The following is a 22,426-nucleotide window of genomic DNA, read 5'->3' on the forward strand; positions in this document are numbered from 1 at the left end:
GGATTACAGGCCGAACTGGCGCGCCAGTTCGTCGAGCGCTTCGCGCTGGAAGCGATTGAAGGCGTCGCGCGGCTGCTGTTGCTGGATGAACTCTAGCAGTGGATCCTGCACTTCCGTGCGCACGCCGCTCAGCTGCTCCATCACCGCCAGCCCGCAGAACGGCACGTAGGATTCGGCGTAGCCGCCTTCATGCACCATCACCAGCTTGCCGCCGCACAGCCGGTCGGCGGCGTCTTGCACCAGCGCGGTCATGGCGCGGAAGCTGTCGCTGTGCAGCTGCATGCGCGCCAGCGGATCGAGCGCGTTGGCATCGTAGCCGCAGGCGACGATGATCAGCTCCGGCTCGAATTTTTCCAGCGACGGGATAATGATGCGCCGCATCGCGTGCAGGTAGCCGTCGTCGCCGGCGCCGGCCAGCATCGGCACGTTGACATTGCAGCCTGCCCCGGCGCCTTCGCCGCGATCCTGTTCGCCGGAATAGCCCGCCGGGAAGCAGCCGTCCTGATGCAGCGACAGCGTCAGCACGTCGCCGCGCTGCCAATAGATATGCTGGGTGCCGTTGCCGTGGTGCACGTCCCAGTCGAGCACCGCCACCTTGCCCAGACCGTAGCGGGCCTTGGCGCGCTCGATGGCGATGGGAATATTGGCCAGGAAACAGAAGCCCATCGATTGATCCGGCAGGCAGTGGTGGCCCGGCGGGCGTGACAGCGCATAGGCGTTATCCAGCTCGCCCTGCAGCACCGCCTCCACCGCCGCGCAGGCCAGTCCGGCGGAGAGTTTGGCGATTTCATAGCTGCCCGGCCCCAGCGGCGCCTCCTCCCCCAGCAGGCCGCCGCCGCTGTCGCTCACCTGTTTGAAGCGCTGCAGGTAGTGGGCGGGATGGATGCGCAGCAGGTCTTCTTCCGTCGCCGGTTCGGCGCTCAGCAGGGTGAGTTGGCGCGACAGGCCGGACACGTCCATCAGATTCTTCATGCGCCGCTTGGTTTCCGGCGATTCGGCGTGGCCGGCGCCCGAAGGCGGTTGCACCCAGCCGCCGACCGGCAGGGTGGTGGCGTGCAGGCCGGTGCTGTGCCAGAAACAGCGTTCATCAAACAAGAAACCGGTTGTTTTTTTCACCTTTCTCCTCCTGTTATACGGCGCGGTGCGCGCGGTGAAGCCAGCGAAATCAACAGCAGCGACAGCAGCGCGCAGCCCAGCGCGCCGAACAGCAAGGCGTTGAAACCGCCGGAATATTCGATTAAAGAGCCGGCCAGCGTCGGGCCGATGGCCATACCGCCGCCGATCACCAAGTTGATGCCGTTCATCAGCTTGCCGTCGTTATCCAGCCCGGCGACCCGCGCCAGAATGAATGGCAGCACGAAGGTCCAGGTGAATTTGAACAGCAGGGCCGCCAGGGCGAAGCGCAGCAGCAGGGGTTGGCCTGTCAGCAGCGCCACGCTGGCCAGCAGCAGGGCGTACCCCAGTACGATCAGGCGCCCGCCGCTGAAGCGCGCGCCGATCAGCGCCGCGGCGCCGGCGCCGACGATGCCGAGCAAGGTGGCGACGGCCAGCACCTGGCCGCTGTGGGCCGGCGACAGCCCGGCGCCGGCGGCGATGCCGCCGATAAAGGTCCAGACCGCGCTCAGGCTGATGTAAAAGGTCAGCACCGCCAGCACGGCGCACAGCTTGCGCGCCAGCGAGGCGGCGGGGCCGCTGCGGGCGGCGCGGGCGGCGGTAAAACCGTTGGGGAACGCCGGGATGAGCGGCAGGCAGCACAGCATGATGGCCGCCAAAATCAGGTAGACCGCCATCAGACCGAAGTGCGCGAACAGCGGCGGCAGCACCAGCAGCCCGACCGCGCCCAGCACCAGCTGGCCGAGCACCCAGAAGGCATACACCCGGCTGGGGTTGGCGGTGCCGGCGGCGCAGGTGATGCACAGGATCATCAGGGTGCCGCCCGCCAGCGAGGCGATAAAGCGCAGCGGCAGCAGCAGGGTGAAATCCTGCACCAGCGCCGAAGCCAGGTTGCCGGCGATAAACACCAGCGCCGACAGCGTAGCGACCCGCCGCCAGTTGATGCGCCCGATCCACCACCACGCCGGCAGCGTGGCCAGGCTCATGGCGCCGAGTTCGGTGGAGAACAGGTGGCCGATCTGCGCCGGGCCGAGTTGCCACTGAGTCGCGAGCTGGGCGGCCACGGCGGGGGCGGTCATCAGAATGCCCGGCGCAATGGCGGCGAAGACGATAATGGCGGTCAGCAGCCGCGGCGGGCAGGGGAGCGCCGCGCCGACGGCGGGCGCGGAAACCGAATCACTGGACATAAACCTTTTCCCCAAGCGTTGAGTAACGATGAAATATCCCGCCCGGCCCGATTGCGGGCAGGGGGAAGCCGCGCCATAAATGGCGAATATGTTCTGGCGTTATTTTCCGGCCGCCGGCAGCGGCGGCCGTTATCGGGCGTTAACCGTGAGCGAGAAAACCGCCGGCGACCAGTTCGGTGCGGTTCACCACGTCGGTTTTGGCGAAAATATTGCGCATATGGGTTTTCACCGTAGACAGCGAAATGCCCAGCTTCAGGGCGATGCGCTTATTGCTGGCGCCCTCGCGCACCATGTTGACGATCTCTTGCTCTTTGGCGGTCAACAGCTGCGCCTCGCTGTCGGGCAGCAGATCGCGCGTCGCCAGCTCGATCAGCGGCAGTACCGCGCGCAGGCGGCCGCGCTCCACTTCGGTAAACGGCGTATCGCGGATCAGCGACACACCGGCAACGATGCGCTTACGCTGGCGAATAAAAATCTCCGTCATGTCGCGCATGTCGTTCGGCAGCATAAAGTCGTGGTAATAGCGGCGGTTGCCGGCGATCGCCGCCGGGCTCATGCCGACCATGGTGATGTCTTGCCGATGGAAATTGGCCGGCTGCAGCGGGTCAATTTGCTGGAAGTGGTTCAGATACTGCTGATGCGTTTTATCGGGCATGCCGTGCAGGATGTAGTGATCCGGCCGCAGGTCGCGATCGACCAGATAAAACACCCCGGCAGACACCGGGATCAGGTGCGTAATGGTCGCCAAACAGCTGTTGATAAAGGCATCGGATGCGGTGCTGTGCATGATTCGTGTTCCTCCCTTTATCGTTCAATCTGGAGAAGGTTGGCGGTCAATATATGAACGATACAAGCATAGTTGTAGCAATTTGGCAACACAATAAAAACATATTAACAACGTGAGGCTGATTGCAATAAAATACATAAATAACAAGATGACACTGCGTTAATCAGGGCTTTTTCGTTCGGATTTATCGCGATTTTCATTAATAGGTTAATGAAATAATTCACCGCTTTTCCCGCTGAATTTACAGCGCTTTTCAATGCTTGCCTGGGTCAAGCTTTCGCCGCCCTGCGCGTGCTACAGCCGCCGCTGTCGTCGCCGTCCCTCGTTCTTAAGAACGATAGCCAGGCTTTTCCGCCGCTTTCTACACTGCGAATTGAAGATAGCGCCAGGCGGCGCCAAACGTATAAGACGAAAAAATGATGACCTTTCTCGGGCTGAGGCGTCGGGTTGTTCAGTCCGCATGACCATACAGGGGACGGACGATGCAGAAAAAAACGTTGGCGGTGGCGTTGAGCGGCGCCTTATCGGGCCTGGCTCAGGGGGCGGACGCCGATCGCCCCAATGTGCTGATCATTCTGGTGGACGACATGGGCTACTCCGACATCAGCCCGTTCGGCGGCGAGATACCGACGCCCAACCTGCAGGCGCTGGCCGAACGGGGCGTGCGCATGAGTCAGTACTACACCTCGCCGATGTCGGCGCCGGCGCGTTCGATGTTGATGACCGGCAACACCAATCAGCAGGCCGGCATGGGCGGCATGTGGTGGTATGAGAGCACCGCCGCGCAGCCGGGGTATGAAATGCGCCTGACCGACCGCGTGACCACGCTGCCGGAGCGTTTTCGCGACGCGGGTTACGCCACCATGATGGCGGGCAAATGGCACCTGGGCTATGTCGACGGCGCCAAACCGACCGATCGCGGCTTTGAGCGCGCCTTCGCCTTTATGGGCGGCGGCACCAGCCATTTCGACGACGCGAAACCGCTGGGTACCGTGGAGGCGTTCCACACGTTTTACACCCTGAACGGCAAACGTGTGTCGTTGCCCAAAGATTTCTATTCCAGCAAGGCCTATGCCGATCAGCTGGAACAGTGGATCCGTGAGACGCCGCAGAATAAGCCCGTCTTCGCCTATCTGGCGTTTACCGCGCCGCACGATCCGCTGCAGGCGCCGGATGACTGGATCGCCAAATTCGACGGCAAATACGACGCCGGTTACCAGCAGGCCTATCAGCGGCGCATTCAGCGCCTGAAGGCGCTGGGGTTGATTTCCGATCGCACGCCGATGCCGACGCTGGCGCTGGATAAGGCCTGGAACGCGCTGACGCCGGAACAGCAAAAATATGAAGCCAAGACCATGCAGGTGTACGCGGCGATGATCGCTTATATGGACGATCAGGTCGGCGCGGTGCTGAATACCCTCAAACAGACCGGCCGCGACCAAAATACGGTGATCGTGTTCGCCACCGACAACGGCGCCAACCCGGCCAGCGGCTTCTACTACGGCTCGAAGCCGGAGTATTGGCGGCAGTTCGACAACAGCTACGCCAACCTCGGCCGCAAGGGATCGTTCATCTCTTACGGGCCGCACTGGGCCAACGTCAGCAACGCGCCGTACGCCAACTACCACAAAACCACCAGCGCGCAGGGCGGTATCAACACCGATTTCATCATCTCCGCGCCGGGGTTGAAGGGCCGCGGCGGTATCGATCGCACGCCGATGGCGGTGTATGACATCGCGCCGACGCTGTACGACTATGCCGGCATCGACGCCCACAAACCGCTGAAGGCCAAACCGACGCTGCCGATGGTCGGCGTCAGCTTCAAGCGCTATTTCAGCGGCGAGGCCGACGGCGTGCCGCGCGCGACCTACGGCGTGGAGCTGCATAACCAGGCCGCCTACGTGGACGGCGTCTGGAAGCTGCGGCGGTTGGTGAAGGCCGGGCCGACGGCGCAGATGGCGCCGTGGGGGCTGTTCAACCTGCATGACGATCCGCTGGAGACGCGCGATCTGGCCGCCGCCGACCCGGAGCGGGTCAAACGGCTGAGCGAGGCGTATCGCCGCTTTGCGCAGCAGGGCATGGTTATTGAAGCCAAAGGTGCAGCGATCGACTATCTCGGCGTCGACGCCAACACCGGCGACTACATTGGCCTGGATCCGCAGACCCACAAACCGTTGCCGCAGGCGGCGCCATGAACCTGGCCCAGCTGCGCACGCAGCAGATCCCGGTAGAGAGCGAACCGCGCGCGGCGGCGCCTTTTCACCTGCTGGTGAAACCGATCGGTGCCGGCTGCAACCTGGGCTGCCGCTACTGCTACTACCCGCAGCGCCAGCAAGCGCAGACGCGCAAGATGGACGACGACCTGCTGGCGGAGTTTATCCGCGGCTACATCGCCGCTCAGCCGCGCTACAGCCGCGAGATCAACTTCGTCTGGCAGGGTGGAGAGCCGCTGTTGGCGGGGATCGGTTTTTACAAGCGGGCGCTGGCGTTGCAACGCCGCTTTGCGCCGCCGGGCGTGCGGATCAGCAACAGCCTGCAGACCAACGGTACCCTGCTGAACGATGCCTGGTGCCGGCTGTTCCGGCAGCATCAATTCATCATCGGCGTCAGCCTGGACGGCGATCGCGAGGTGCAGGACGCCCATCGGCCGGACAAGCGCGGCGGCGCCAGCTATGACGCCGCGCTGCGCGGCATCGCGCTGCTGCAGCGCCATCAGATCGACTTCAACCTGCTGATGGTGGTGCACGACGGCGTCGCGGACCGCGCCGAGGCGATCTACGATCATGCGGTGGCGATCGGGGCGCGCTATCTGCAGTTTCAGCCGCTGATGCTGGAAGGGGATGCGCCCACCGCCGGCTATGGGCTGAGTGCCGCCAACTGGGGGCGCTTCATGCTGGCGGTATACCGCCGCTGGCGCAGCCGCGGGCACGTCGGCCAGGTCTTCGTGATGAACATTGAGCAGGTCTACGCGCAGTATTTTACTCACGTCAGCCCCAGCTGCGTGCACGCTGAACGCTGCGGCGGCAATCTGGTGATGGAGCCGGACGGTCGCCTCTACGCCTGCGATCATCTTATCAACGCGCAGCACCTGCTCGGCCATGCCGATCGCCACACGCCGCTCGCCACCCTGGCGGCAAAGGCGGCGGGGATGCCGTTCGGCAAGAACAAAAGCCTGCGTCGCGAGTGCCAACGCTGCAGCGTGAAAAGCGTCTGTCAGGGCGGCTGCCCGGCGCATGTGGGCGAAGATCGCTACAACCGGTTGTGCGCCGGCTATTACGCCTTCTTTTCCGCGCTGCTGGCGCCGCTGCGCGCCTACCCGCGCAGCCCGCAGGGGGCGATGCAGTGGCGCGCCGCCGTGAGCGCGGCCGCAGGTTGAAAGCGTCTCGTCCTTAAGGACGATAGTCAGCATTTTCCTTTCCTCTCTATAGTGAGATGACCGCCGCTGGCGGTGAAAAACCTGCAAGCACCTGCATGCATCAGGCCAAAACTATAAGAGGAAATAACCATGAACCTGTCGTCGCGGTTGCACGCCCACCTGGCTCGAGGCAAGGTCGGCTTTCCCACCACCCTGGCCAGTTCGGTCGGGGTGATCATGGCCAGCCCGGTGATCCTGACGGTCACCAGCGGCTTCGGCATCGGCGGCGACACCTTCGCGCTGGCGATGCTGATCGCCTTCATCATGATGCAGGCGCAGCTCACCACTTTCTCCGAAGCGGCGGCGCTGCTGCCGACTTCCGGTTCGGTTTACGACTACATCTCCTGCGGCATGGGGCGCTTTTTCGCCATCACCGGCGCGCTGTCGGCCTACCTGATCGTGCACATCTTCGCCGGCACCGCCGAGACCATTCTCTCCGGCATCATGGCGCTGGTGAACTTCGAGCACCTCAACACCCTGATGGAAAGCCACAACGCCTCCTGGATGGTCGGCGTCGGGCTGGTCGTCGTGTTCGGCCTGCTCAACGCGTTCGGCATCGAGGCCTTCGGCAAGGCGGAGATCGTGCTGACCTTCGCCATGTGGAGCACGCTGGTGATTTTCGGCATCGTCGGGCTGCTGTCGCCGCATGCGGTGCCGCTCGAGGGCTGGTTCGGCAGCACGCTCGATCTGAACGATCCCTTCGCGGTGTTCAGCCTGATCGGCATGGCGATGTTCATGTTCGTCGGCTGTGAGCTGGTGACGCCGATGGCGCCGGAGATCAAACGCTGCGATCGGGTGATCCCGCGGGCGATGGCGCTCGGGCTGTGCGGCGTGGCGGTGTGCATGGCGCTGTACGGCGCGGCGCTCAGCCACCAGGTGGAAAACGTGGTGATCGACGCCGCCAGCGGCACGCGTCTGCTGGAAACGCCGATGGCCATCCCGGCGTTCGCCGGCCAGGTGATGGGCCAGTTCGGCAAATACTGGCTGGGCGTCGGCCTGCTGCTGGCGGGCGCGGCGACCATCAACACGCTGATGGCGGCGGTGCCGCGCATTCTGTACGGCATGGCGCTGGATGGCGCGCTGCCGCGCATGTTCGCCTATCTGCACCCGCGCTTTAAGACGCCGGTGGTCGGCATTCTGGTGGCGGTCCTGATCCCCTGCGTACATGCCTTCGCCATTCAGGGCAACCTCGACAGGATCATTCCGCTGGTGCTGGCGGCGGTGTGCGCCTGGGGCGTGGCCTACCTGCTGGTGACCTGCTCGGTGGTGCTGCTGCGCCTGCGCCGCCCCGATCTGCCGCGCGCCTATAAATCGCCGTGGTTCCCGCTGCCGCAGATCGTCTCCAGCGTCGGCATCGTGCTGGCCATCGTCTACATCACGCCGCCGGGGATGAACCCGCGCGACGTCTACATTCCCTTCGGCTGGATGATCGGCCTGACCGCCGCCTATGCGCTGTTCTGGACGCTGTGCGTGCAGAAAGTGAATCCGTTCAAGCCGGTGCCGGTCGAGCAGGTGCTGGAGAACGCGTTCGCCAAGGGCGAAAACGAGGAGGCGCAGTTTGATCGGCTTACTTCCCTCACTTAATCGCGCCTGGCGGCGAGCGCCGTCGGGCTATCGGCCGGGCGCCGCGCTGGATCGTCTGGCGCGTAACCTGGAACCCTACGCGTGCGAACGCCTGGCGCCGGGCCTGCTGCGGCTGACGCTGCCGCAGGGGCCGCAGATCGAGGTCAGCGAACAGGTGCAGGGGCTGTTTATGGCGCATATCGTCAGCCACCGTTTTCGGCTGCAGGGAGTATGCGCAGCGCAGCCCCCGCTGACGCTGGATGTGGTGACCGGCGGCTGGCTGCGGCGGCGCGGGGTGCGTTATCTGTTGCGCCAGCGCCATGCGGCCGCGCAGCGGGTGCTGGAAGGCCTGCAGCGCTACCCGCAGATCGGCGAGACGCTGGCGCAGCTGGATTTTCGCCGCGTGCGGCTGACGGTGAACGACGGGCGCTGGCAGGTGGATATCGAGCATTTCGCCGCATCGGAGGTGGTCAGCCGTTTGCCGGCCGGCCGCCGCTATCTGCGGCTGGATGCTGAACAGCGGCGGCTGCTGTTGAGCAGCCTGCTGATGATCGGCCAACTGATGGAGAAGCTGAATCATGAATAGAGTGGTTGTGATTACCGGCGGCGGCACCGGCGTCGGCGCCGCCTGCGCCCGTCTGCTGGCGGCGCAGGGCGATCGGGTGTTCATCATCGGCCGCCGCCCGGAACCGCTGGCGGCGCTGGCGCATGAGATCGGCGCGCAGGCGCTGGTGGGTGACGCCGCCAGCGGCGAGAGCTGGGCCCACACGTTGCTGCCGGCCATTCTGCGCGACGCCGGGCGCATCGACTGCCTGATTGGCAGCGCCGGTGGCATGGGCTTCAAGCGTATTACCGAGATGACCGACGCGCAGTGGCAAGGGGCGATGGACAGCAACCTCAACAGCGCTTTCGCCAGCGCGCGCGCCTGCCTGCCGGAACTGATCAAGAGCGGCGGCAACCTGCTGTTCGTCGCCTCGATCGCCTCGCTGGCCGCCGGGCCGGAGGTCTGCGGTTATGTCACCGCCAAGCACGCGCTGATCGGGTTGATGCGCTCCATCGCCCGTGACTATGGCCCGCTGGGCGTGCGCGCCAACGCGGTGTGCCCCGGCTGGGTGACCACGCCGATGGCGGACGAAGAGATGCAGCTGCTGATGGACGCCCATCAGATCTCGCTGGAGCAGGCCTACCAGATGGTCTGCCGTGACGTGCCGCTGCGCCGGCCGGCCAGCGCCGAGGAGATCGCCCGCGTCTGCCGTTTCCTCTGTTCCAGCGAGGCTTCAATCATTACCGGCGCGGCGCTGGTGGCCGACGGCGGCTCCACCATCGTCGATGTGCCGACATTGGCTTTCACTTCCCTGTAAGGAGCATTTCCATGAGTTCAGAAGCGGTATTCATTCAGGTTGGCGCGCTGGCGGAAGGCTTTGCGCCGCACAGCAATACGCTGGAACGCCAGCACGGCCTGGCGGGCACCACGCTGACGCTGCGTTTCAGCGACGGCGCGACGCAGCGCTGTCGGTTTACCGACGAGCAGACGCTGGAGTGGGGAGAGCGGCGCGGCGTCGCCTATCGCGCCACCAGCATTCGTCCCGGCGTGCTGTTCATCGATTTTCTCGATCCCGCCCGCGCCAACGCCAGCATTACGCTGGTATGCGACCGCAATCAGGGCAACTTTACCGCGGTATACGGCCAGCTGCCGGACGAAGCGCAGGCGCGGCTCGACGCCTTCAGCCGGGTGGAACAGGGGCTGCCGCTGACCGCGGTCGAGGCCGAATTCCGCTTCGGCACGCTGGATGACGCCGACGTGGCGCCGCCGGGTTTTACCGATGAGCTGATCGGCATGCGCAACATGTACACCTACAGCCCGACCGAACGTTACGAGCACATCTACCTGAACGACAACTTCTATGCCTGGCAGTGTCTGGACGGGGTGGAGAAAGGGCTGGCGGACGTCGACCGCTGCCACTACGTGAAGGTGGCGGAGCAGCTTTATCTGTTTGTCTGGCGCGAGAAGATCATTCCGACGCTGGGCGTGGTGATGATCGATCTGCAGGGCATGCGCACCGACGGCAAGATCCTCGGTTATCAGGGCAGCGATTTCAGCGCGCTGAGCAACTTTGCGGTGGGCGCCCACGCGCAGGTGCTCAACACCACGCGCCACCCGCGAGGATAGGCCGATGAGCGCAACCTATGCGGCCGACGCCTTCGCCGGGCAGGCGGTGCTGGTGACCGGCGGCGCGCAGGGCATCGGGCTGGCGATCGTCAGCGCCTTTGCCCGGCTGGGCGCCGAGGTGACGATCGCGGACGTGCAGCTGCCGCAGGCGCAGGCGGCGGCGCAAATGCTGCGGGACGAAGGGCTGAGCGTGCAGGCGCTGGCCTGCGATCTGGCCGAGCCGGGGCAGATCGCCGAGCTGGTGGCGGCGGTGGGCGAGCGGCATCAACGGCTGGACGTGGTGATCCACAACGCCGCTTACTTTCCGCTGACGCCGTTCGCCGCCATCGACGCGGCCCTGCTGCAACGCACGCTGAGCGTTAATCTGATGGCGCCGTTCTTTCTGGCGCAGGCGGCGCTGCCGTGGATGCGCCGCGCCGGCGGCGGCAGCCTGCTGGTGACCTCGTCGGTGACCGGCCCGCGGGTGGCGTATCCGGGGCTGGCGCATTACGCCGCCTCCAAGGCCGGGGTAAACGGCTTTATTCGCGCGGCGGCGCTGGAGCTGGCGGCGGAGAACATTCGCGTCAACGGCGTGGAGCCGGGGATGATCCGCACGCCGGCGATGGCCAACCTGGGCGACGCGCAGGTGAATCAGGCGATCGCCGCCGCGGTGCCGCTCGGGCGGCTGGGGGAACCGGAAGACATCGCCGCGGCGATGGTGTTTCTCGCCTCGCCGGCGGCGGCCTACATCACCGGCCAGACGCTGGTGGTGGACGGCGGCGCGCTGTTGCCGGAAACGAATGCTCACCGCTGATTTTGATCTCATCAGCGGGAGTTTTACCGCATGCGCGATTGATTGATTGATAGACAGTTGTTTGCTCAAGCTGGAGGTTTGGGCAGAAGCGCTTACCGGCTCCGCGGGACGTTTCCTTAACCAAGTGCCCCATTAAGATGCAACCGGTTATTGATGTATATAGCCGGTTGCGTATGAAGCAGATGTCAGCCTTTACTCTTCTCGGCACAGGTAGGTTGGATACTTCCTGTCCTGAATCAACCACACCGACGGAGCCACCTCAGAAATAGTCAGATAGTAACGAGTTCCACGCCGGGCAAAATCGCCCCACACGTTGTCTGGCGTATTATCGTTATGTCGCCGTAGCGTCTTCGTGTAGGTCAGCTCGATGATTCCCGCATCATTGCGCGGCCTCCAGGTAAAATTCACATCGCGATCCACCATCGTCGCCAGCTCTCGGGTAGAGGCTGCCCCTTTGTAGGTGGTGATTCCGGTTCCGTCGCGATGAAAGTAAAACTGGGTCATCACATTCACTTTTACCTCACTGACTTTGCCTGCATTTCGGGTAAAAATAAACTTAGTGGTACATGCAAGCATATCTTGCTTCTCAGTCCTGGTATGGGAAAGGAAAGTTGCCAGTAATCCCACCGTCACAACGCCACTGACGATTAACAGAGCTTTAATCCTCACTTTTCAACCCCACTTTTATAACGAATTGTTTTACATAGGCCCTTTTTACTTTTTGGGCAGGAGCCAATAAAAATCTCATCTGCAGAGGTGAGAGGGAAGCGGGCGCTAAAATAATAGATGTCATACTTGTCGCGCTGGCAGTCCAGGTTATTCTCACTAAGCAGGGAAGGAAGCTTGGATAAAATAATCGGTTTTTCAGGGGTGCTTATCCACCAGACAGTACACTGCTCAAAATTTTCATTCGGTAGCCTCATGATTCGCGGAATATTCATCGCATACTCTGAAAGTAAGTAGCTCCCTCCGATTAACGTTGATACGGCTAATGCCGCAATACAGTAAGGCCGGTGTGTTGATAAACGTAATCTCTCTTTCCATGTTTTTTTTGTTTTCGTTTTCGGTGGAGGAACTGGCTCGATAGCGACATTTTTATCGAGATGCTTCTGTGCTACGACATCCGCATCAAAATAAAAACCCTTGCCTGGTACTGTCACTATTGGCGATGTGTGAACGCCCAACGACTGGAAGGCTTTTCGAATCTCGCTGACAGCTTTGTTGAGGTTGTTACCGGATGGCGTATAGCCAAAATCTTGCCACACCCGGGTAATCAGCATGTCTCTGCTGAGCTCTTTTTCTCTATTTCTAATGAACTCCAATAATAATCGAACAGCAGGCGCTGATAACTTTACCGCTGATTCAGGCTGGCCTGCCAGGCTGAGTTTTTGTGTGTTTGGGTCAAATACTAACGAATTGCTTAACATAAAGAACATATAAAAACCTCTTTTTGGGTTTGTGATTTTTATTTATACCTTATCCGGCAGGGTGGGTTCTCTATCGCCCCTTTTTGGGTTGTTTTTTAATCAGATCGATAGTTTAACTAAATCATCATAATCAGTGTTTTTCTTTAACTATTTCGTATAAATAGTCAGTAAATAGAGAAAAAAACTGTGTTTTCCAAATTTCGCGATACAAGTGGTGATGGTCATCCTGCTTAGTATAAGATTTTTCTCAAGGTGTGAGGACATGAAAAGTGTGTCTGAATGAGAAGAAGAACATTACGCATCATTATGATGAGCACAAGAAGGTGAGATTTGAAAGATAATAAAACGCTACCCGGGATAAGTAGGGTTTTGGCCCTTTTACTATTATTCTCCTTATTTAGCAACGTTGCTCTGGCTAATATGAGTGTTTATCCGATGGAGCTGGGTGTCGATGCTTCAGGGACCGCGATCATTAAAGTGGCATCCAAAAGTGATGATATTCAGTTCGTTCGGGTGACGCAAAAGAGAATTCTTAACCCAGGTACGCCGCATGAAAAAGAGGTGGAAATCGCTTCATGGAAAAAGGACGGTCTGATAGTAACACCTGCCAAATTTGCGCTTGCTGCTGGCTCAATGCGCGTTGTGCGCCTGGTATCCCTATCACCTCCGACAACGGAAAGTACATGGCGGGTTTATTTTGAAGGGGTGAAACAGCCTGATGTTTTATTGTCCGGAGAAAATAAAACCCGCTCAGCAGAAGCGAAGCTAGGGGTGAATGTTATCTGGGGGGCTTTGGTGCATATTGCTCCAGAGCGGCCTAAGGTTTCGCTGGAAATTAATCCTGCACTCGGAGAAGTTATAAATACAGGAAACGTACGAGTTCCGCTAAAAGAAATTGGTTTTTGCCGTGCCAATGCATCGTGCAAATGGATTAAAGAAGACGCTACTGTGTATCCGGGGACGCAAAGAAAATTAAAGTCCCTGAGTGCAAATAGTGGTGCAACCTACAAGTTTCGCTACTTTAACTGGCTGAGTAAAACCAGTGAAGAGGCTGAATTACCCGTCGCAAAATAACGTGACAACCGTAATAACCACGCCTGTGGTTTATTTATAGGGCGAATGAAGCCCGCATGCCAATATGGAGATAACAATGCGTCATTATATTAAACCTCTGCTGATTGCTACCGCGCTGGCCACTTCTTTCAGCTCGCTTGCCATTCAAAAAGATATCACAGTCAATGCGAGCGTCGATTCCCAGCTGGATATGACCCAGGCGGACAATACCCCGCTGCCGGCCAGCATCGATATGCAGTACCTGCCGGGTCGGGGTCTGGAAAGCTATCGTTTGAACACGAAAGTATGGTCTAACTCCGCCACCAGTAACGTCAAAGTCCGTCTGGTCAGCGCCGCACAGTTAACCAATGCGGATGGCGATCAGAATATACCCCTGACGGTACAACTGGGTGAAAAGGCGCTCACGACCACCGACGCCGAATTCACCGGTGCCGAGCTGTTCCCTGGGACAGTGGAAAATGGTTCTGCGGTACTGCCGCTCATCATTTCTCAGACCACCAAAGGTATTTTGAAAACGGGCCAATACAGCGGTGTAGTCAGCTTGATGTTGACCCAGGCGACTACCGCGGAAGGCGGTGCATAAACAAGGTAGTGCGTTTGTAAGTCATTAACATCAGAGGGTCTCCACCCTCTGATGTCTTCCTGACATCAGAGGTTTTTTTCATGTCTCTCCCCCGTAATATTCTCCTTTTTGCCGCATTGTTACCTGCATCCATTCAGCAAGCCTGCGCGGAGATGGCTATTCCGGAGGGTTTTGAGGAGCTGGCGAAAAACCAGCGCTTATGGATTGAAGTGACGCTGTACGGTGATTCTCTTGGCCTGTTCGAAACGGACATGAATCTGGAGACCGTGCGTTTCATACAGCCGGAGAGTCTGCTAGACGCTATCAAAAAACGGTTTAATGATGATCCTCGCCTGCTATCAGCCATCAATGCGGTGCTGGCGGCTCCGATGCCTCGCAACGGCAATCTGGCCTGTAGCAGCAACGGCGAGGCGCGTGGCTGTGGGTATATCGAGACCAGCAGTGCAGCGGTGATTTACGATGAAAACAACGCGCGTATCAGCTTGTTTCTCGACAAGCACTATATGCCGAAGCCTTCGGAAGATAAGCAGTGGTTCCAGCCTACGCGTGAAACCGAGACTGCGCTCGTTCATCAGCAAAATATCAACTTTGTCGCCGATCGTGATTATCAATCGGTCAACGTGCAGGGCAACGGTGCGCTGGCGGTGACGCAGGATGGCTATGTGAACGTTGACTGGAACTGGCTGGGGCAACGCTCGCGTGAGCAGCACATGCAGGATGTGACGGTCAATAACGCCTGGTTTCGTCAGGACTTGTGGCGCAAATACTATGTCCAACTGGGGGAGATGGATACCCGAGATTTGTTCAGCAACGCCGGGGGCAATATCACGCTCAGCCAGTTGCCTATCGGTAAGATCCGCGGCATGCGTGCCGGTTCTACACGCGCCTGGATAAACCCGGTTCAACAATCGCAAGGGACGCCGGTCACTGTATTTTTGTCGCACGACGCGCGCATTGACGCCCGGCGAGGTAATCAACTGCTGGGCAGTTTTTACCTGAATGCCGGTGCCCAGACGCTGGATACTCGCGCATTTCCCGAGGGCAGTTATACGGTGACGCTGGCTATTTATGAAAATAATCGTCTGTTGCGTACCGAAGACGTCCCGTTTACGCGCACGGGAATGACCCCCTTTGACCGTGTGGAATGGTTTCTGCAAGCCGGCGAAACGGACAATGACTCGCAGCAGGACCCACGCTCACCCGTAGCTCAGGCCGGTGTGCGCCTGCCGATAACCGCCACCCTGGCGTTAACCAGCGGCGCGACAGTGACCCGACAACATCGATTTGCGGAAAACGCCCTCGACTGGTACCACGGTTTTAACACCGGCCCTGTCGACGGCGTCCTGAGCACTCGTTTTAGTTACCTTTATGGCAGCGAGGGGGAGCGCGGCAACATTCAGCAGGTGAGCTACAACGACGGCTTTTCGCTGAGTTTCTACCGCAACGCTCTGGCGGCGGAAAACTGCGACAACCGTAATGCGGGATTTTACGGCGTCAGCGGTTGTTATCGATCGCTGTCGCTGATGTTTTCCGTTCCGGTAGGAAGCTGGTATGCCTCACTGGGCTACTCCGACAATCGTAATGAGGGGCGCTATATCGCCCGACGCGACTTGCCCTCCGACGATAACGGTCGTGACAACGGCTTGCCTTGGGAGCAGATGTACATGACCCGTTCGCACGCCCGCTCATGGCAGGGTGGCCTCAGTAATTCGTTCAGCACCAACGGATTGAACATCAACAGCAGCATCAACCTGTTTATGCGCAGTGAAAATCATTCTGCTGCCAGGGATAAAGGCGGCTACCTGAGCGTTAGCCTGTCCCTGGCTCGTCCGCGCCAGGGCGAAAGCTCCGGCTATACCTCGCTTGGCGCTACCTGGCAACAACAGCAACGGCAGGCGGGAACCCTCAGCTACAACGTGGCGCATAATTGGTACACCGATGCTCGCGGAGAAAACGAATATGGCGTGGGCGCTTCCGGTATCAATGGCGACTCGCTGAATACCTCCGTCTATACCCGTCAGGGCGGGCAGTACGGTAACGGCAGCCTGACGCTGAGCGATAGTTGGGATCGCCAGGCACGCCACCACACCCTCAGTAGCAGCGGCAACTACAGTTCGACTTTCGCGCTTTCCCGTTCCGGACTCTGGTTCGGCCGCTGGGGAGACGGACGCCCGGCATCGGCTATCGGCGTGGATGTCTCGGCGCCCGACGATCGGCAAAGTTCCCGAATTGCCGTAGCGCTGGACAACGGAGGGAGTGCAGAGGTGGCCGCCAACCGCCGCGCGTTATTTGCCGTGCCGGGTTACCAGCAAACCACGCTATCGGTGAGCGAATCACTGGACGTCTCCCACGGCGCCAGCAGCGAAATCACGCAGGGCTCCGGCAGCCGGACGGTCTTTATGGTGCCGGGCAATATGCTGCGTCGCGAAGTTCGCACGGTGGCCAGCTATACCTGGCTTGGTCAACTGACCGACGAGCGGCATTTGCCGCTGTCAGGCAGTGTGCCGTTGAACGTCATTGGCTGGAACGATCTCGGAGATGGAGGATTCAGCGCGCAGAGCGAGGCGCCGATCGAGGCGTTGTATCTGGTACGAAATCAACAGTTCTATCAATGCGCGCTGCAGGTCAAAAGCACGCGCGACGTCGTGCGCTACGTCGGCACGGTGGCCTGTCGTGAGATGACTTTCTCGGCGCTGCCGGACAACGTTCAGCGCCGGGCGCAATTAATGATGGCCGGCCGTGCACAGCCTTCGGGCCAGACCGCCATGAATCATCAGGAAACGACTGCCACAGGGAGTTCACGTGAAACGTTTAATTAGTCTGTTCGTGTTGTTGATCTTGTGGAGCAGTCATACGTTGGCGGGGGCTCCGGCCGGCAGAAATACCAGCGTCAGCTTCAGCTTCGATCGGCTGACGCCGCCTGCCCGTTTTGACATCTGGCGGCATGAGCCGGGTGGCTATGATCCTGCCGATCCGCAAAAGTGGGGCCGTAATGCCCTGACCTGCCTGTCGCGTACCGGTGCTACTAATGGCGCCTGCATGACGGCGCCGGTCTGGTTTAGCGCCAATCCTGCGGCGCCTTATGCGATAACCCTGCGTTTTACTCATGAACTGAGTAAGAAGACCGTGGACGTAAAAGTCTATGGTGAAAAACACATGTTCATAAATAACAAAGTCTTTACTTTTGCCAGTTATGTGACCGGCGGCAGCGCGGATATCGCAGCCTGGAATAGCGAGCCCTATTTTGACTTTTATATCGTCAGAAGCGAGCTGGAAAAACTCAATCAGCCGGGGATCTGGAGCGCCACCCTGAAACAGAACCTGCGTCAGTGGGGAAGCGCCGACTGCGGAGGGAATTTTAACGACGCCAACGTGGGCTGCCCCGGCTACCTGACGATCGCCAACTGGCAGGCGAATATTCGCCTGGAGGTGATTGATTCAAGCAATCATCAGATTTATTTACCCGCTTTTCCTCACTCCGCGCCGGTGGTGAATCTGAACCTGACTATGAGCAATCTGCCGGGGCGCCCAGGCGGGAGCGAAATCAAGGGGCAATCTTCGTTGGACATGTGCCTGTATGACGGCAATAACTCCGCCAGCAGCCGCGTGATATTGCGCTTCACCGACGATGGCGTGGCGGCGGCAGATCGCGCGGCCGGTGCGTTTTCTGTCTGGCGGCGAGGCGGCAGCCAAACCAGCGCACGCGACCGGGTGGATTATCAGGTCTCAGTGACTAACCCGGTGACCGGCGCGACAGAAACCGCCAGCAACGGAACGGATATCGTCTGGCAGGGCACGAATGATCGGAGCATTCTTCGCCAGGTCGTTTTGCCAGGCGGGAGTGAAAGCGTGCTGTGCGTGCCGGCACCGATAGTGCTCACGACGCCGACGTTTGCCGCCGAAAGTAAAACGGCGGGTGACTATACCGGCACGCTCCACGTGATTTATACCCCAAGCACCCTGTGAATGAGAGTCGCATCGTGAATTACGCCATTTTGGACGACAATCACTTCTACGCCGAAGGCCTTAGATATTTAATTTTGCGCGAAGGTGAAAATAGCCAGATTACTACGGATGATATTCGGTGGCACTGGAGACTGCTGACGATGGATATCATTGCCGTGCGATGCCGCTTTTCGCTGACGGCGAGCCAACAGACATTGCTCGACATTTTATCGAGGCTGGGGACCGGTCAATGGAACGGCAGGGTGTATCTTTGTTGCAATGCACAGAGCCGGGCCTTGGCCATGCGTATGCGCAAGCGATATATCTCGTTAGAGATCCATCTTCTGGACGACGGTCAAAGTCTGCAGAAAACGGCCCAGCTACTGGCTCAAGGGCCAGCGCTCCCCGCCGTTCAGTGTCTGGATCCCAGTCTCACCGATGCTGAATTTACCGTACTGAATTTATTAACTCGCGGATTTCCAGTACGGCGCGTGGCCAGAACCGCGCGCATGACGGAAAAAATCGTTTCACAGCATAAATGCAATGCGCTGAAAAAACTCAACGCCCCTAATTTACTCAGACTTTTGAATCCGGCATGACGTCAAGGTAAAAACGTCAGGGAAATCGTGAACTCATCGAGGGGGCAAGGATTGCCTTGTTGTCTTTGGCCCCCTCTCAAACCCCACCAGCAGCAATGCGTTTCGGCAGCAATTCGACCCATGGTGTCACTTCTTGGCAGGATGCGCGGTGACGTTGGCGGGCAGGCTGTCGCCCAGGGTGATCAGCTCGTCCAGCAACGTCATCAGCTGGTCCATTTTCTGCCGCGAGAAAGCGGCTTCAATCTCGGCGTAGCCCTGTTCCACCTGGTGGCGCGCCACTTCATACAGATCCTGCCCCTGCTGGGTCAGCGACACGTACAGCTTGCGCTGATCGTTGACCGGCTTGAGGCGGAAGATCAGTTTGTCGCGCTCCATGCGCGACAGAATGCCGGTCAGGCTGGGGCGCAGGATACAGGTTTCCGCCGCCAGTTCGTGGAATTCGATCGAGCGGCTGTTGGCCAGCACGCGGATGATGCGCCACTGCTGCTCGGTGAGATTGTGGCTTTTCAGGATCGGGCGGAAGAACCCCATGGCGGTTTCACGCGCCTGCAGCAGGGCGATGGTTAACGATTCATGCATAAGTTTGGCCTTAGCTATCAAGGTGTTCGCTGTTACGGCGCTCGTCATGGGGGCGCCCGCCCCGCAAAGCCCGATTTGTTAATAACTTAATAGTAGCCAAAGTTACCCGCAGGGATAAAGCAAAAATGCGTAGCGCAGCGAAAAATGGCGATAAAAATGATTAATGCGTTGAATAATCACGCCAATGTTTGTTGTTTGTGAATATTTTGTTATCACGATCACAAATCATTCCAAGCGCGTTGCGTAAAAGCTGCACAGCGTATAAAAGTAATCATTAATATATTAATGAATGCCGGTTGTCATGTTTTGCCATTGGAGGAGTTCGCATGAAAGGCACCGTATTTTCCGTTGCGCTGAACCACCGCAGCCAACTGGACGCCTGGGATCAGGCGTTTCACCAGCCGCCGTACCAGACCCCGCCCAAAACCCCGGTGTGGTTTATCAAACCGCGCAATACCCACCTCGCCAACGGCGGGGCGATCCCGTTTCCGGCCGGTGAAACCGTGCAGAGCGGTGGCACGCTGGCGGTGATCATCGGCGACACCGCGCGCAAGGTGCCGGCGGCGCAGGTGAGCCGTTATCTGGCCGGTTACGCGTTGGCCAACGACGTCAGCCTGCCGGAGAGCAGCTTCTATCGCCCGGCGATCAAGGCCAAATGCCGCGACGGCTTCTGCCCGCTGGGTGAGATGGGCCAACTGGAGAATGCCGATCGGCTGGAGATCGTCACCGAGATCAACGGCGTGGAGCAGGATCGCTGGTCCACCGCCGATCTGGTGCGCTCGGTGCCGGAGCTGATCGCCGCCATCAGCGATTTCATCACCCTGCAGCCGGGCGATGCGGTGCTGATCGGCACCCCGCACCAGCGGGTGGCGATCAAACCGGGGGATGAGGTGACGGTGCGCGCCGCCGGCCTGCCCACTCTGAGCAACCGCGTCACCCAGGCAGGAGCCGCATCATGAAACATGCCCGTATTCGCCATCATGGCCAGATCGTCAACGTTCAGGTGGACGACCAGCTGCGCGTCACGTTGCCGAACGGCGAGGTGCTGCAGGAGCGCGAAGTGGAATGGCTGCCGCCGGCGCAGGGCACGGTGTTCGCCCTGGGGCTGAACTATGCCGACCACGCCAGCGAGCTGGAATTCAAGGCACCGGAAGAGCCGCTGGTGTTCCTCAAGGCGCCGAACACTCTGACCGGCCATCGTCAGGTATCGGTGCGTCCGGCCGACGTGGAGTACATGCATTACGAAGCCGAGCTGGTGGCGGTGATCGGCAAGACCGCACGCAACGTCAGCCGCGAGCACGCCATGGAGTATGTGGCGGGTTACACCCTGTGCAACGACTACGCCATCCGCGACTACCTGGAAAACTACTACCGGCCGAATCTGCGGGTGAAGAGCCGCGATACCCTGACGCCGATCGGGCCGTATATCGTCGATCGCGACGACGTCGCCGATCCGCACCGGCTGGCGCTCAGCACCTACGTCAACGGCGAGCTGCGCCAGCGCGGCAGTACCGCCGACATGATTTTCGACATTCCGTTCCTGATCGCCTACCTGAGCGAATTCATGACGCTGCAGCCGGGCGACATGATCGCCACCGGCACGCCGAAAGGGCTGGCCGACGTGCGGCCGGGCGACGAAGTGGTGGTGGAGATCGAGGGCATCGGCCGTTTGGTTAACCACATTATCAGTGAAAAAGATTACGAGGAGAGCCTACGATGAAAACCATCAACCACTGGATCAACGGCAAGAACGTCGCCAGCAAAGAGTATTTCACCACCACCAACCCGGCGAACGGCGAGGTGCTGGCGGAAGTGGCCTCCGGCGGCCAGCTGGAGATCGACCAGGCGGTGGCGGCCGCGAAAGAGGCTTTCCCCAAGTGGGCCAACACGCCGATGAAAGAGCGCGCGCGCCTGATGCGCCGTTTGGGTGAACTGATCGACCAGAACGTGCCGCAGATCGCCGAAATGGAAACCGCCGACACCGGCCTGCCGATCCATCAGACCAAAAACGTGCTGATCCCGCGCGCCTCGCACAACTTCGAATTCTTCGCCGAGGTGTGCCAGCAGATGAACGGCAAGACCTACCCGGTGGACGACAAGATGCTCAACTACACGCTGGTGCAGCCGGTGGGGGTCTGCGCGCTGGTGTCGCCGTGGAACGTGCCGTTCATGACCGCCACCTGGAAAACCGCGCCTTGCCTGGCGCTGGGCAACACGGCGGTGCTGAAAATGTCCGAACTGTCGCCGCTGAGCGCCGATCGCCTGGGCGAGCTGGCGCTGGAAGCCGGCATTCCGGCCGGGGTGCTGAACGTGGTGCAGGGCTACGGCGCCACCGCCGGCGACGCGCTGGTGCGCCATAAAGACGTGCGCGCGGTCTCCTTCACCGGCGGCACCGCCACCGGCCGGCGCATCATCGAAAGCGCCGGGCTGAAGAAATTCTCCATGGAGCTCGGCGGCAAGTCGCCGGTGCTGATCTTTGAAGACGCCGACATCGAGCGGGCGCTCGACGCCGCGCTGTTCACCATCTTCTCGATCAACGGCGAACGCTGCACCGCCGGTTCGCGCATCTTCATTCAGGAGAGCATCTACCCGGAATTCGTCAAACGTTTCGCCGAGCGCGCCAACCGTCTGCGCGTCGGCGATCCGCAAGATCCCAACACCCAGGTGGGGGCACTGATCAGCCCGCAGCACTGGGAAAAAGTCTCCGGCTATATCCGCCTCGGGGTGGAGGAAGGGGCGACCCTGTTGGCCGGTGGCCCGGATAAACCGGCCGGCTTGAGCCACGGCAACTTCCTGCGCCCGACGGTGCTGGCGGATGTCGACAACCGGATGCGCGTGGCGCAGGAGGAGATCTTCGGGCCGGTGGCCTGCCTGCTGCCGTTCAAATCAGAAGAAGACGGCCTGCGCATGGCCAACGACGTGGAGTACGGCCTGGCGTCGTACATCTGGACGCAGGATGTGAGCAAGGTTCTGCGCCTGGCCCGCGGCATCGAAGCGGGCATGGTTTTCGTCAACACCCAAAACGTGCGCGATCTGCGCCAACCGTTCGGCGGCGTGAAAGCCTCCGGCACCGGCCGCGAAGGCGGCGAATACAGCTTCGAAGTGTTCGCCGAGATGAAGAACGTGTGTATTTCCATGGGTGATCACCCGATCCCACGCTGGGGCGTTTAATCAGGCCTCGGCATCGTTCA

21 protein-coding genes are annotated in these 22,426 nt (G+C 60.1%); 15 read left to right on the forward strand and 6 right to left on the reverse strand.

The genetic code is table 11. The features are described from left to right. Positions 1 to 3 precede the first annotated feature (3 nt). From GT753_RS14470 to GT753_RS14480, 3 genes are all read right to left on the reverse strand, one after another. Entirely contained in the window at positions 4 to 1,116 is a 1,113-nt protein-coding gene (locus tag GT753_RS14470) for a class II histone deacetylase (RefSeq protein ID WP_076740916.1), read from the reverse strand. Next, a complete protein-coding gene (locus GT753_RS14475) occupies positions 1,113 to 2,300 on the reverse strand; it encodes an MFS transporter (protein ID WP_015376520.1) in 1,188 nt (395 codons plus the stop codon). The genes GT753_RS14470 and GT753_RS14475 overlap by 4 nt, the downstream gene beginning before the upstream one ends. A gap of 139 nt (positions 2,301 to 2,439) precedes the next feature. Further along, on the reverse strand, positions 2,440 to 3,087 hold the full coding sequence (locus GT753_RS14480) for a LuxR family transcriptional regulator (RefSeq protein WP_004933198.1): 648 nt from the start codon (positions 3,085 to 3,087) through the stop codon (positions 2,440 to 2,442). 482 nt (positions 3,088 to 3,569) lie between these two features. Between GT753_RS14480 and GT753_RS14485 the strand changes: the two genes are divergently transcribed. The 7 genes from GT753_RS14485 to GT753_RS14515 all read left to right on the forward strand — a co-directional run bounded on the left by GT753_RS14485 (position 3,570) and on the right by GT753_RS14515 (position 11,028). After that, on the forward strand, positions 3,570 to 5,282 hold the full coding sequence (locus tag GT753_RS14485) for an arylsulfatase (RefSeq protein WP_021505407.1): 1,713 nt from the start codon (positions 3,570 to 3,572) through the stop codon (positions 5,280 to 5,282). Beyond that, a complete protein-coding gene (locus GT753_RS14490; RefSeq protein ID WP_021505406.1) occupies positions 5,279 to 6,463 on the forward strand; it encodes an anaerobic sulfatase maturase in 1,185 nt (394 codons plus the stop codon). The genes GT753_RS14485 and GT753_RS14490 overlap by 4 nt, the downstream gene beginning before the upstream one ends. A 129-nt stretch (positions 6,464 to 6,592) precedes the next feature. Next, positions 6,593 to 8,086: an APC family permease gene (locus GT753_RS14495; RefSeq protein ID WP_004933191.1), complete on the forward strand. Its 1,494-nt coding sequence runs from the start codon at positions 6,593 to 6,595 to the stop codon at positions 8,084 to 8,086. Beyond that, complete coding sequence (locus GT753_RS14500; RefSeq protein WP_044029752.1) at positions 8,061 to 8,651, forward strand: DUF3156 family protein; 591 nt, start codon at positions 8,061 to 8,063, stop codon at positions 8,649 to 8,651. Before GT753_RS14495 ends, GT753_RS14500 begins: the two co-directional genes overlap by 26 nt. Continuing rightward, positions 8,644 to 9,426: an SDR family NAD(P)-dependent oxidoreductase gene (locus tag GT753_RS14505; RefSeq protein WP_015376525.1), complete on the forward strand. Its 783-nt coding sequence runs from the start codon at positions 8,644 to 8,646 to the stop codon at positions 9,424 to 9,426. The genes GT753_RS14500 and GT753_RS14505 overlap by 8 nt, the downstream gene beginning before the upstream one ends. 11 nt (positions 9,427 to 9,437) lie before the next feature. Next, positions 9,438 to 10,235: a molybdenum cofactor biosynthesis F family protein gene (locus GT753_RS14510; RefSeq protein ID WP_004933186.1), complete on the forward strand. Its 798-nt coding sequence runs from the start codon at positions 9,438 to 9,440 to the stop codon at positions 10,233 to 10,235. A gap of 4 nt (positions 10,236 to 10,239) precedes the next feature. Further along, complete coding sequence (locus GT753_RS14515; protein ID WP_015376526.1) at positions 10,240 to 11,028, forward strand: SDR family oxidoreductase; 789 nt, start codon at positions 10,240 to 10,242, stop codon at positions 11,026 to 11,028. Between the two features lie 192 nt (positions 11,029 to 11,220). Here GT753_RS14515 and GT753_RS14520 read toward each other — a convergent pair whose 3' ends face one another. Together GT753_RS14520 and GT753_RS14525 are read right to left on the reverse strand one after the other, a co-directional pair. Further along, positions 11,221 to 11,604: a hypothetical protein gene (locus GT753_RS14520; RefSeq protein ID WP_226883039.1), complete on the reverse strand. Its 384-nt coding sequence runs from the start codon at positions 11,602 to 11,604 to the stop codon at positions 11,221 to 11,223. Positions 11,605 to 11,693: 89 nt separating this feature from the next. After that, positions 11,694 to 12,464, reverse strand: a complete 771-nt coding sequence (locus GT753_RS14525; protein WP_015376528.1) for a winged helix-turn-helix domain-containing protein — start codon at positions 12,462 to 12,464, stop codon at positions 11,694 to 11,696. Positions 12,465 to 12,785: 321 nt separating this feature from the next. Between GT753_RS14525 and GT753_RS14530 the strand changes: the two genes are divergently transcribed. The 5 genes from GT753_RS14530 to GT753_RS14550 all read left to right on the forward strand — a co-directional run bounded on the left by GT753_RS14530 (position 12,786) and on the right by GT753_RS14550 (position 18,656). Next, positions 12,786 to 13,529 carry a fimbrial protein gene (locus GT753_RS14530; RefSeq protein WP_226883040.1) on the forward strand — a complete coding sequence of 248 codons (744 nt, stop codon included), beginning with the start codon at positions 12,786 to 12,788 and terminating at the stop codon, positions 13,527 to 13,529. Positions 13,530 to 13,605: 76 nt separating this feature from the next. Then, the gene (locus tag GT753_RS14535; RefSeq protein ID WP_015376530.1) at positions 13,606 to 14,112 is read left to right on the forward strand and encodes a CS1 type fimbrial major subunit; all 507 of its coding nucleotides are present in this window, start codon (positions 13,606 to 13,608) and stop codon (positions 14,110 to 14,112) included. A gap of 80 nt (positions 14,113 to 14,192) precedes the next feature. Next, entirely contained in the window at positions 14,193 to 16,931 is a 2,739-nt protein-coding gene (locus GT753_RS14540) for a TcfC E-set like domain-containing protein (protein ID WP_015376531.1), read from the forward strand. Further along, positions 16,915 to 18,078, forward strand: coding sequence for a CfaE/CblD family pilus tip adhesin (locus tag GT753_RS14545; protein WP_015376532.1), 1,164 nt, complete (start codon positions 16,915 to 16,917; stop codon positions 18,076 to 18,078). Before GT753_RS14540 ends, GT753_RS14545 begins: the two co-directional genes overlap by 17 nt. Before the next feature lie 14 nt (positions 18,079 to 18,092). Next, a complete protein-coding gene (locus GT753_RS14550) occupies positions 18,093 to 18,656 on the forward strand; it encodes a LuxR C-terminal-related transcriptional regulator (RefSeq protein WP_015376533.1) in 564 nt (187 codons plus the stop codon). Between the two features lie 126 nt (positions 18,657 to 18,782). Here the strand turns inward: GT753_RS14550 and hpaR are convergent, their stop codons facing one another. Further along, the gene (gene hpaR / locus GT753_RS14555) at positions 18,783 to 19,235 is read right to left on the reverse strand and encodes a homoprotocatechuate degradation operon regulator HpaR (protein WP_015376534.1); all 453 of its coding nucleotides are present in this window, start codon (positions 19,233 to 19,235) and stop codon (positions 18,783 to 18,785) included. Between the two features lie 326 nt (positions 19,236 to 19,561). Here hpaR and GT753_RS14560 point away from each other — a divergent pair, with 326 nt between their 5' ends. Genes GT753_RS14560 through hpaE form a run of 3 tightly spaced genes read left to right on the forward strand, consistent with a single transcriptional unit; the run spans position 19,562 to position 22,406 of the window. Continuing rightward, positions 19,562 to 20,194 carry a fumarylacetoacetate hydrolase family protein gene (locus tag GT753_RS14560; protein ID WP_044029749.1) on the forward strand — a complete coding sequence of 211 codons (633 nt, stop codon included), beginning with the start codon at positions 19,562 to 19,564 and terminating at the stop codon, positions 20,192 to 20,194. Beyond that, positions 20,191 to 20,955, forward strand: a complete 765-nt coding sequence (locus GT753_RS14565; RefSeq protein ID WP_160125723.1) for a fumarylacetoacetate hydrolase family protein — start codon at positions 20,191 to 20,193, stop codon at positions 20,953 to 20,955. The genes GT753_RS14560 and GT753_RS14565 overlap by 4 nt, the downstream gene beginning before the upstream one ends. Beyond that, the gene (gene hpaE, locus GT753_RS14570) at positions 20,952 to 22,406 is read left to right on the forward strand and encodes a 5-carboxymethyl-2-hydroxymuconate semialdehyde dehydrogenase (RefSeq protein ID WP_015376536.1); all 1,455 of its coding nucleotides are present in this window, start codon (positions 20,952 to 20,954) and stop codon (positions 22,404 to 22,406) included. The genes GT753_RS14565 and hpaE overlap by 4 nt, the downstream gene beginning before the upstream one ends. Positions 22,407 to 22,426 lie beyond the last annotated feature (20 nt).

The sequence above is a fragment of the Serratia sp. Z4 genome (assembly GCF_009900725.1).
GTDB lineage: Bacteria > Pseudomonadota > Gammaproteobacteria > Enterobacterales > Enterobacteriaceae > Serratia > Serratia nematodiphila.

What these genes read in the sequence shown, in the direction of transcription:
- GT753_RS14540 (WP_015376531.1), top strand. Translation starts at nt 14,193, where the DNA reads ATGTCTCTCCCCCGTAATATTCTCCTTTTTGCCGCATTGTTACCTGCA.
- GT753_RS14525 (WP_015376528.1), bottom strand. Translation starts at nt 12,464, where the DNA reads ATGTTCTTTATGTTAAGCAATTCGTTAGTATTTGACCCAAACACACAA.
- GT753_RS14560 (WP_044029749.1), top strand. Translation starts at nt 19,562, where the DNA reads ATGAAAGGCACCGTATTTTCCGTTGCGCTGAACCACCGCAGCCAACTG.
- GT753_RS14490 (WP_021505406.1), top strand. Translation starts at nt 5,279, where the DNA reads ATGAACCTGGCCCAGCTGCGCACGCAGCAGATCCCGGTAGAGAGCGAA.
- GT753_RS14535 (WP_015376530.1), top strand. Translation starts at nt 13,606, where the DNA reads ATGCGTCATTATATTAAACCTCTGCTGATTGCTACCGCGCTGGCCACT.
- GT753_RS14505 (WP_015376525.1), top strand. Translation starts at nt 8,644, where the DNA reads ATGAATAGAGTGGTTGTGATTACCGGCGGCGGCACCGGCGTCGGCGCC.
- hpaR (WP_015376534.1), bottom strand. Translation starts at nt 19,235, where the DNA reads ATGCATGAATCGTTAACCATCGCCCTGCTGCAGGCGCGTGAAACCGCC.
- GT753_RS14485 (WP_021505407.1), top strand. Translation starts at nt 3,570, where the DNA reads ATGCAGAAAAAAACGTTGGCGGTGGCGTTGAGCGGCGCCTTATCGGGC.
- GT753_RS14515 (WP_015376526.1), top strand. Translation starts at nt 10,240, where the DNA reads ATGAGCGCAACCTATGCGGCCGACGCCTTCGCCGGGCAGGCGGTGCTG.
- GT753_RS14565 (WP_160125723.1), top strand. Translation starts at nt 20,191, where the DNA reads ATGAAACATGCCCGTATTCGCCATCATGGCCAGATCGTCAACGTTCAG.
- GT753_RS14475 (WP_015376520.1), bottom strand. Translation starts at nt 2,300, where the DNA reads ATGTCCAGTGATTCGGTTTCCGCGCCCGCCGTCGGCGCGGCGCTCCCC.
- GT753_RS14520 (WP_226883039.1), bottom strand. Translation starts at nt 11,604, where the DNA reads ATGCTTGCATGTACCACTAAGTTTATTTTTACCCGAAATGCAGGCAAA.
- GT753_RS14510 (WP_004933186.1), top strand. Translation starts at nt 9,438, where the DNA reads ATGAGTTCAGAAGCGGTATTCATTCAGGTTGGCGCGCTGGCGGAAGGC.
- GT753_RS14480 (WP_004933198.1), bottom strand. Translation starts at nt 3,087, where the DNA reads ATGCACAGCACCGCATCCGATGCCTTTATCAACAGCTGTTTGGCGACC.
- hpaE (WP_015376536.1), top strand. Translation starts at nt 20,952, where the DNA reads ATGAAAACCATCAACCACTGGATCAACGGCAAGAACGTCGCCAGCAAA.
- GT753_RS14495 (WP_004933191.1), top strand. Translation starts at nt 6,593, where the DNA reads ATGAACCTGTCGTCGCGGTTGCACGCCCACCTGGCTCGAGGCAAGGTC.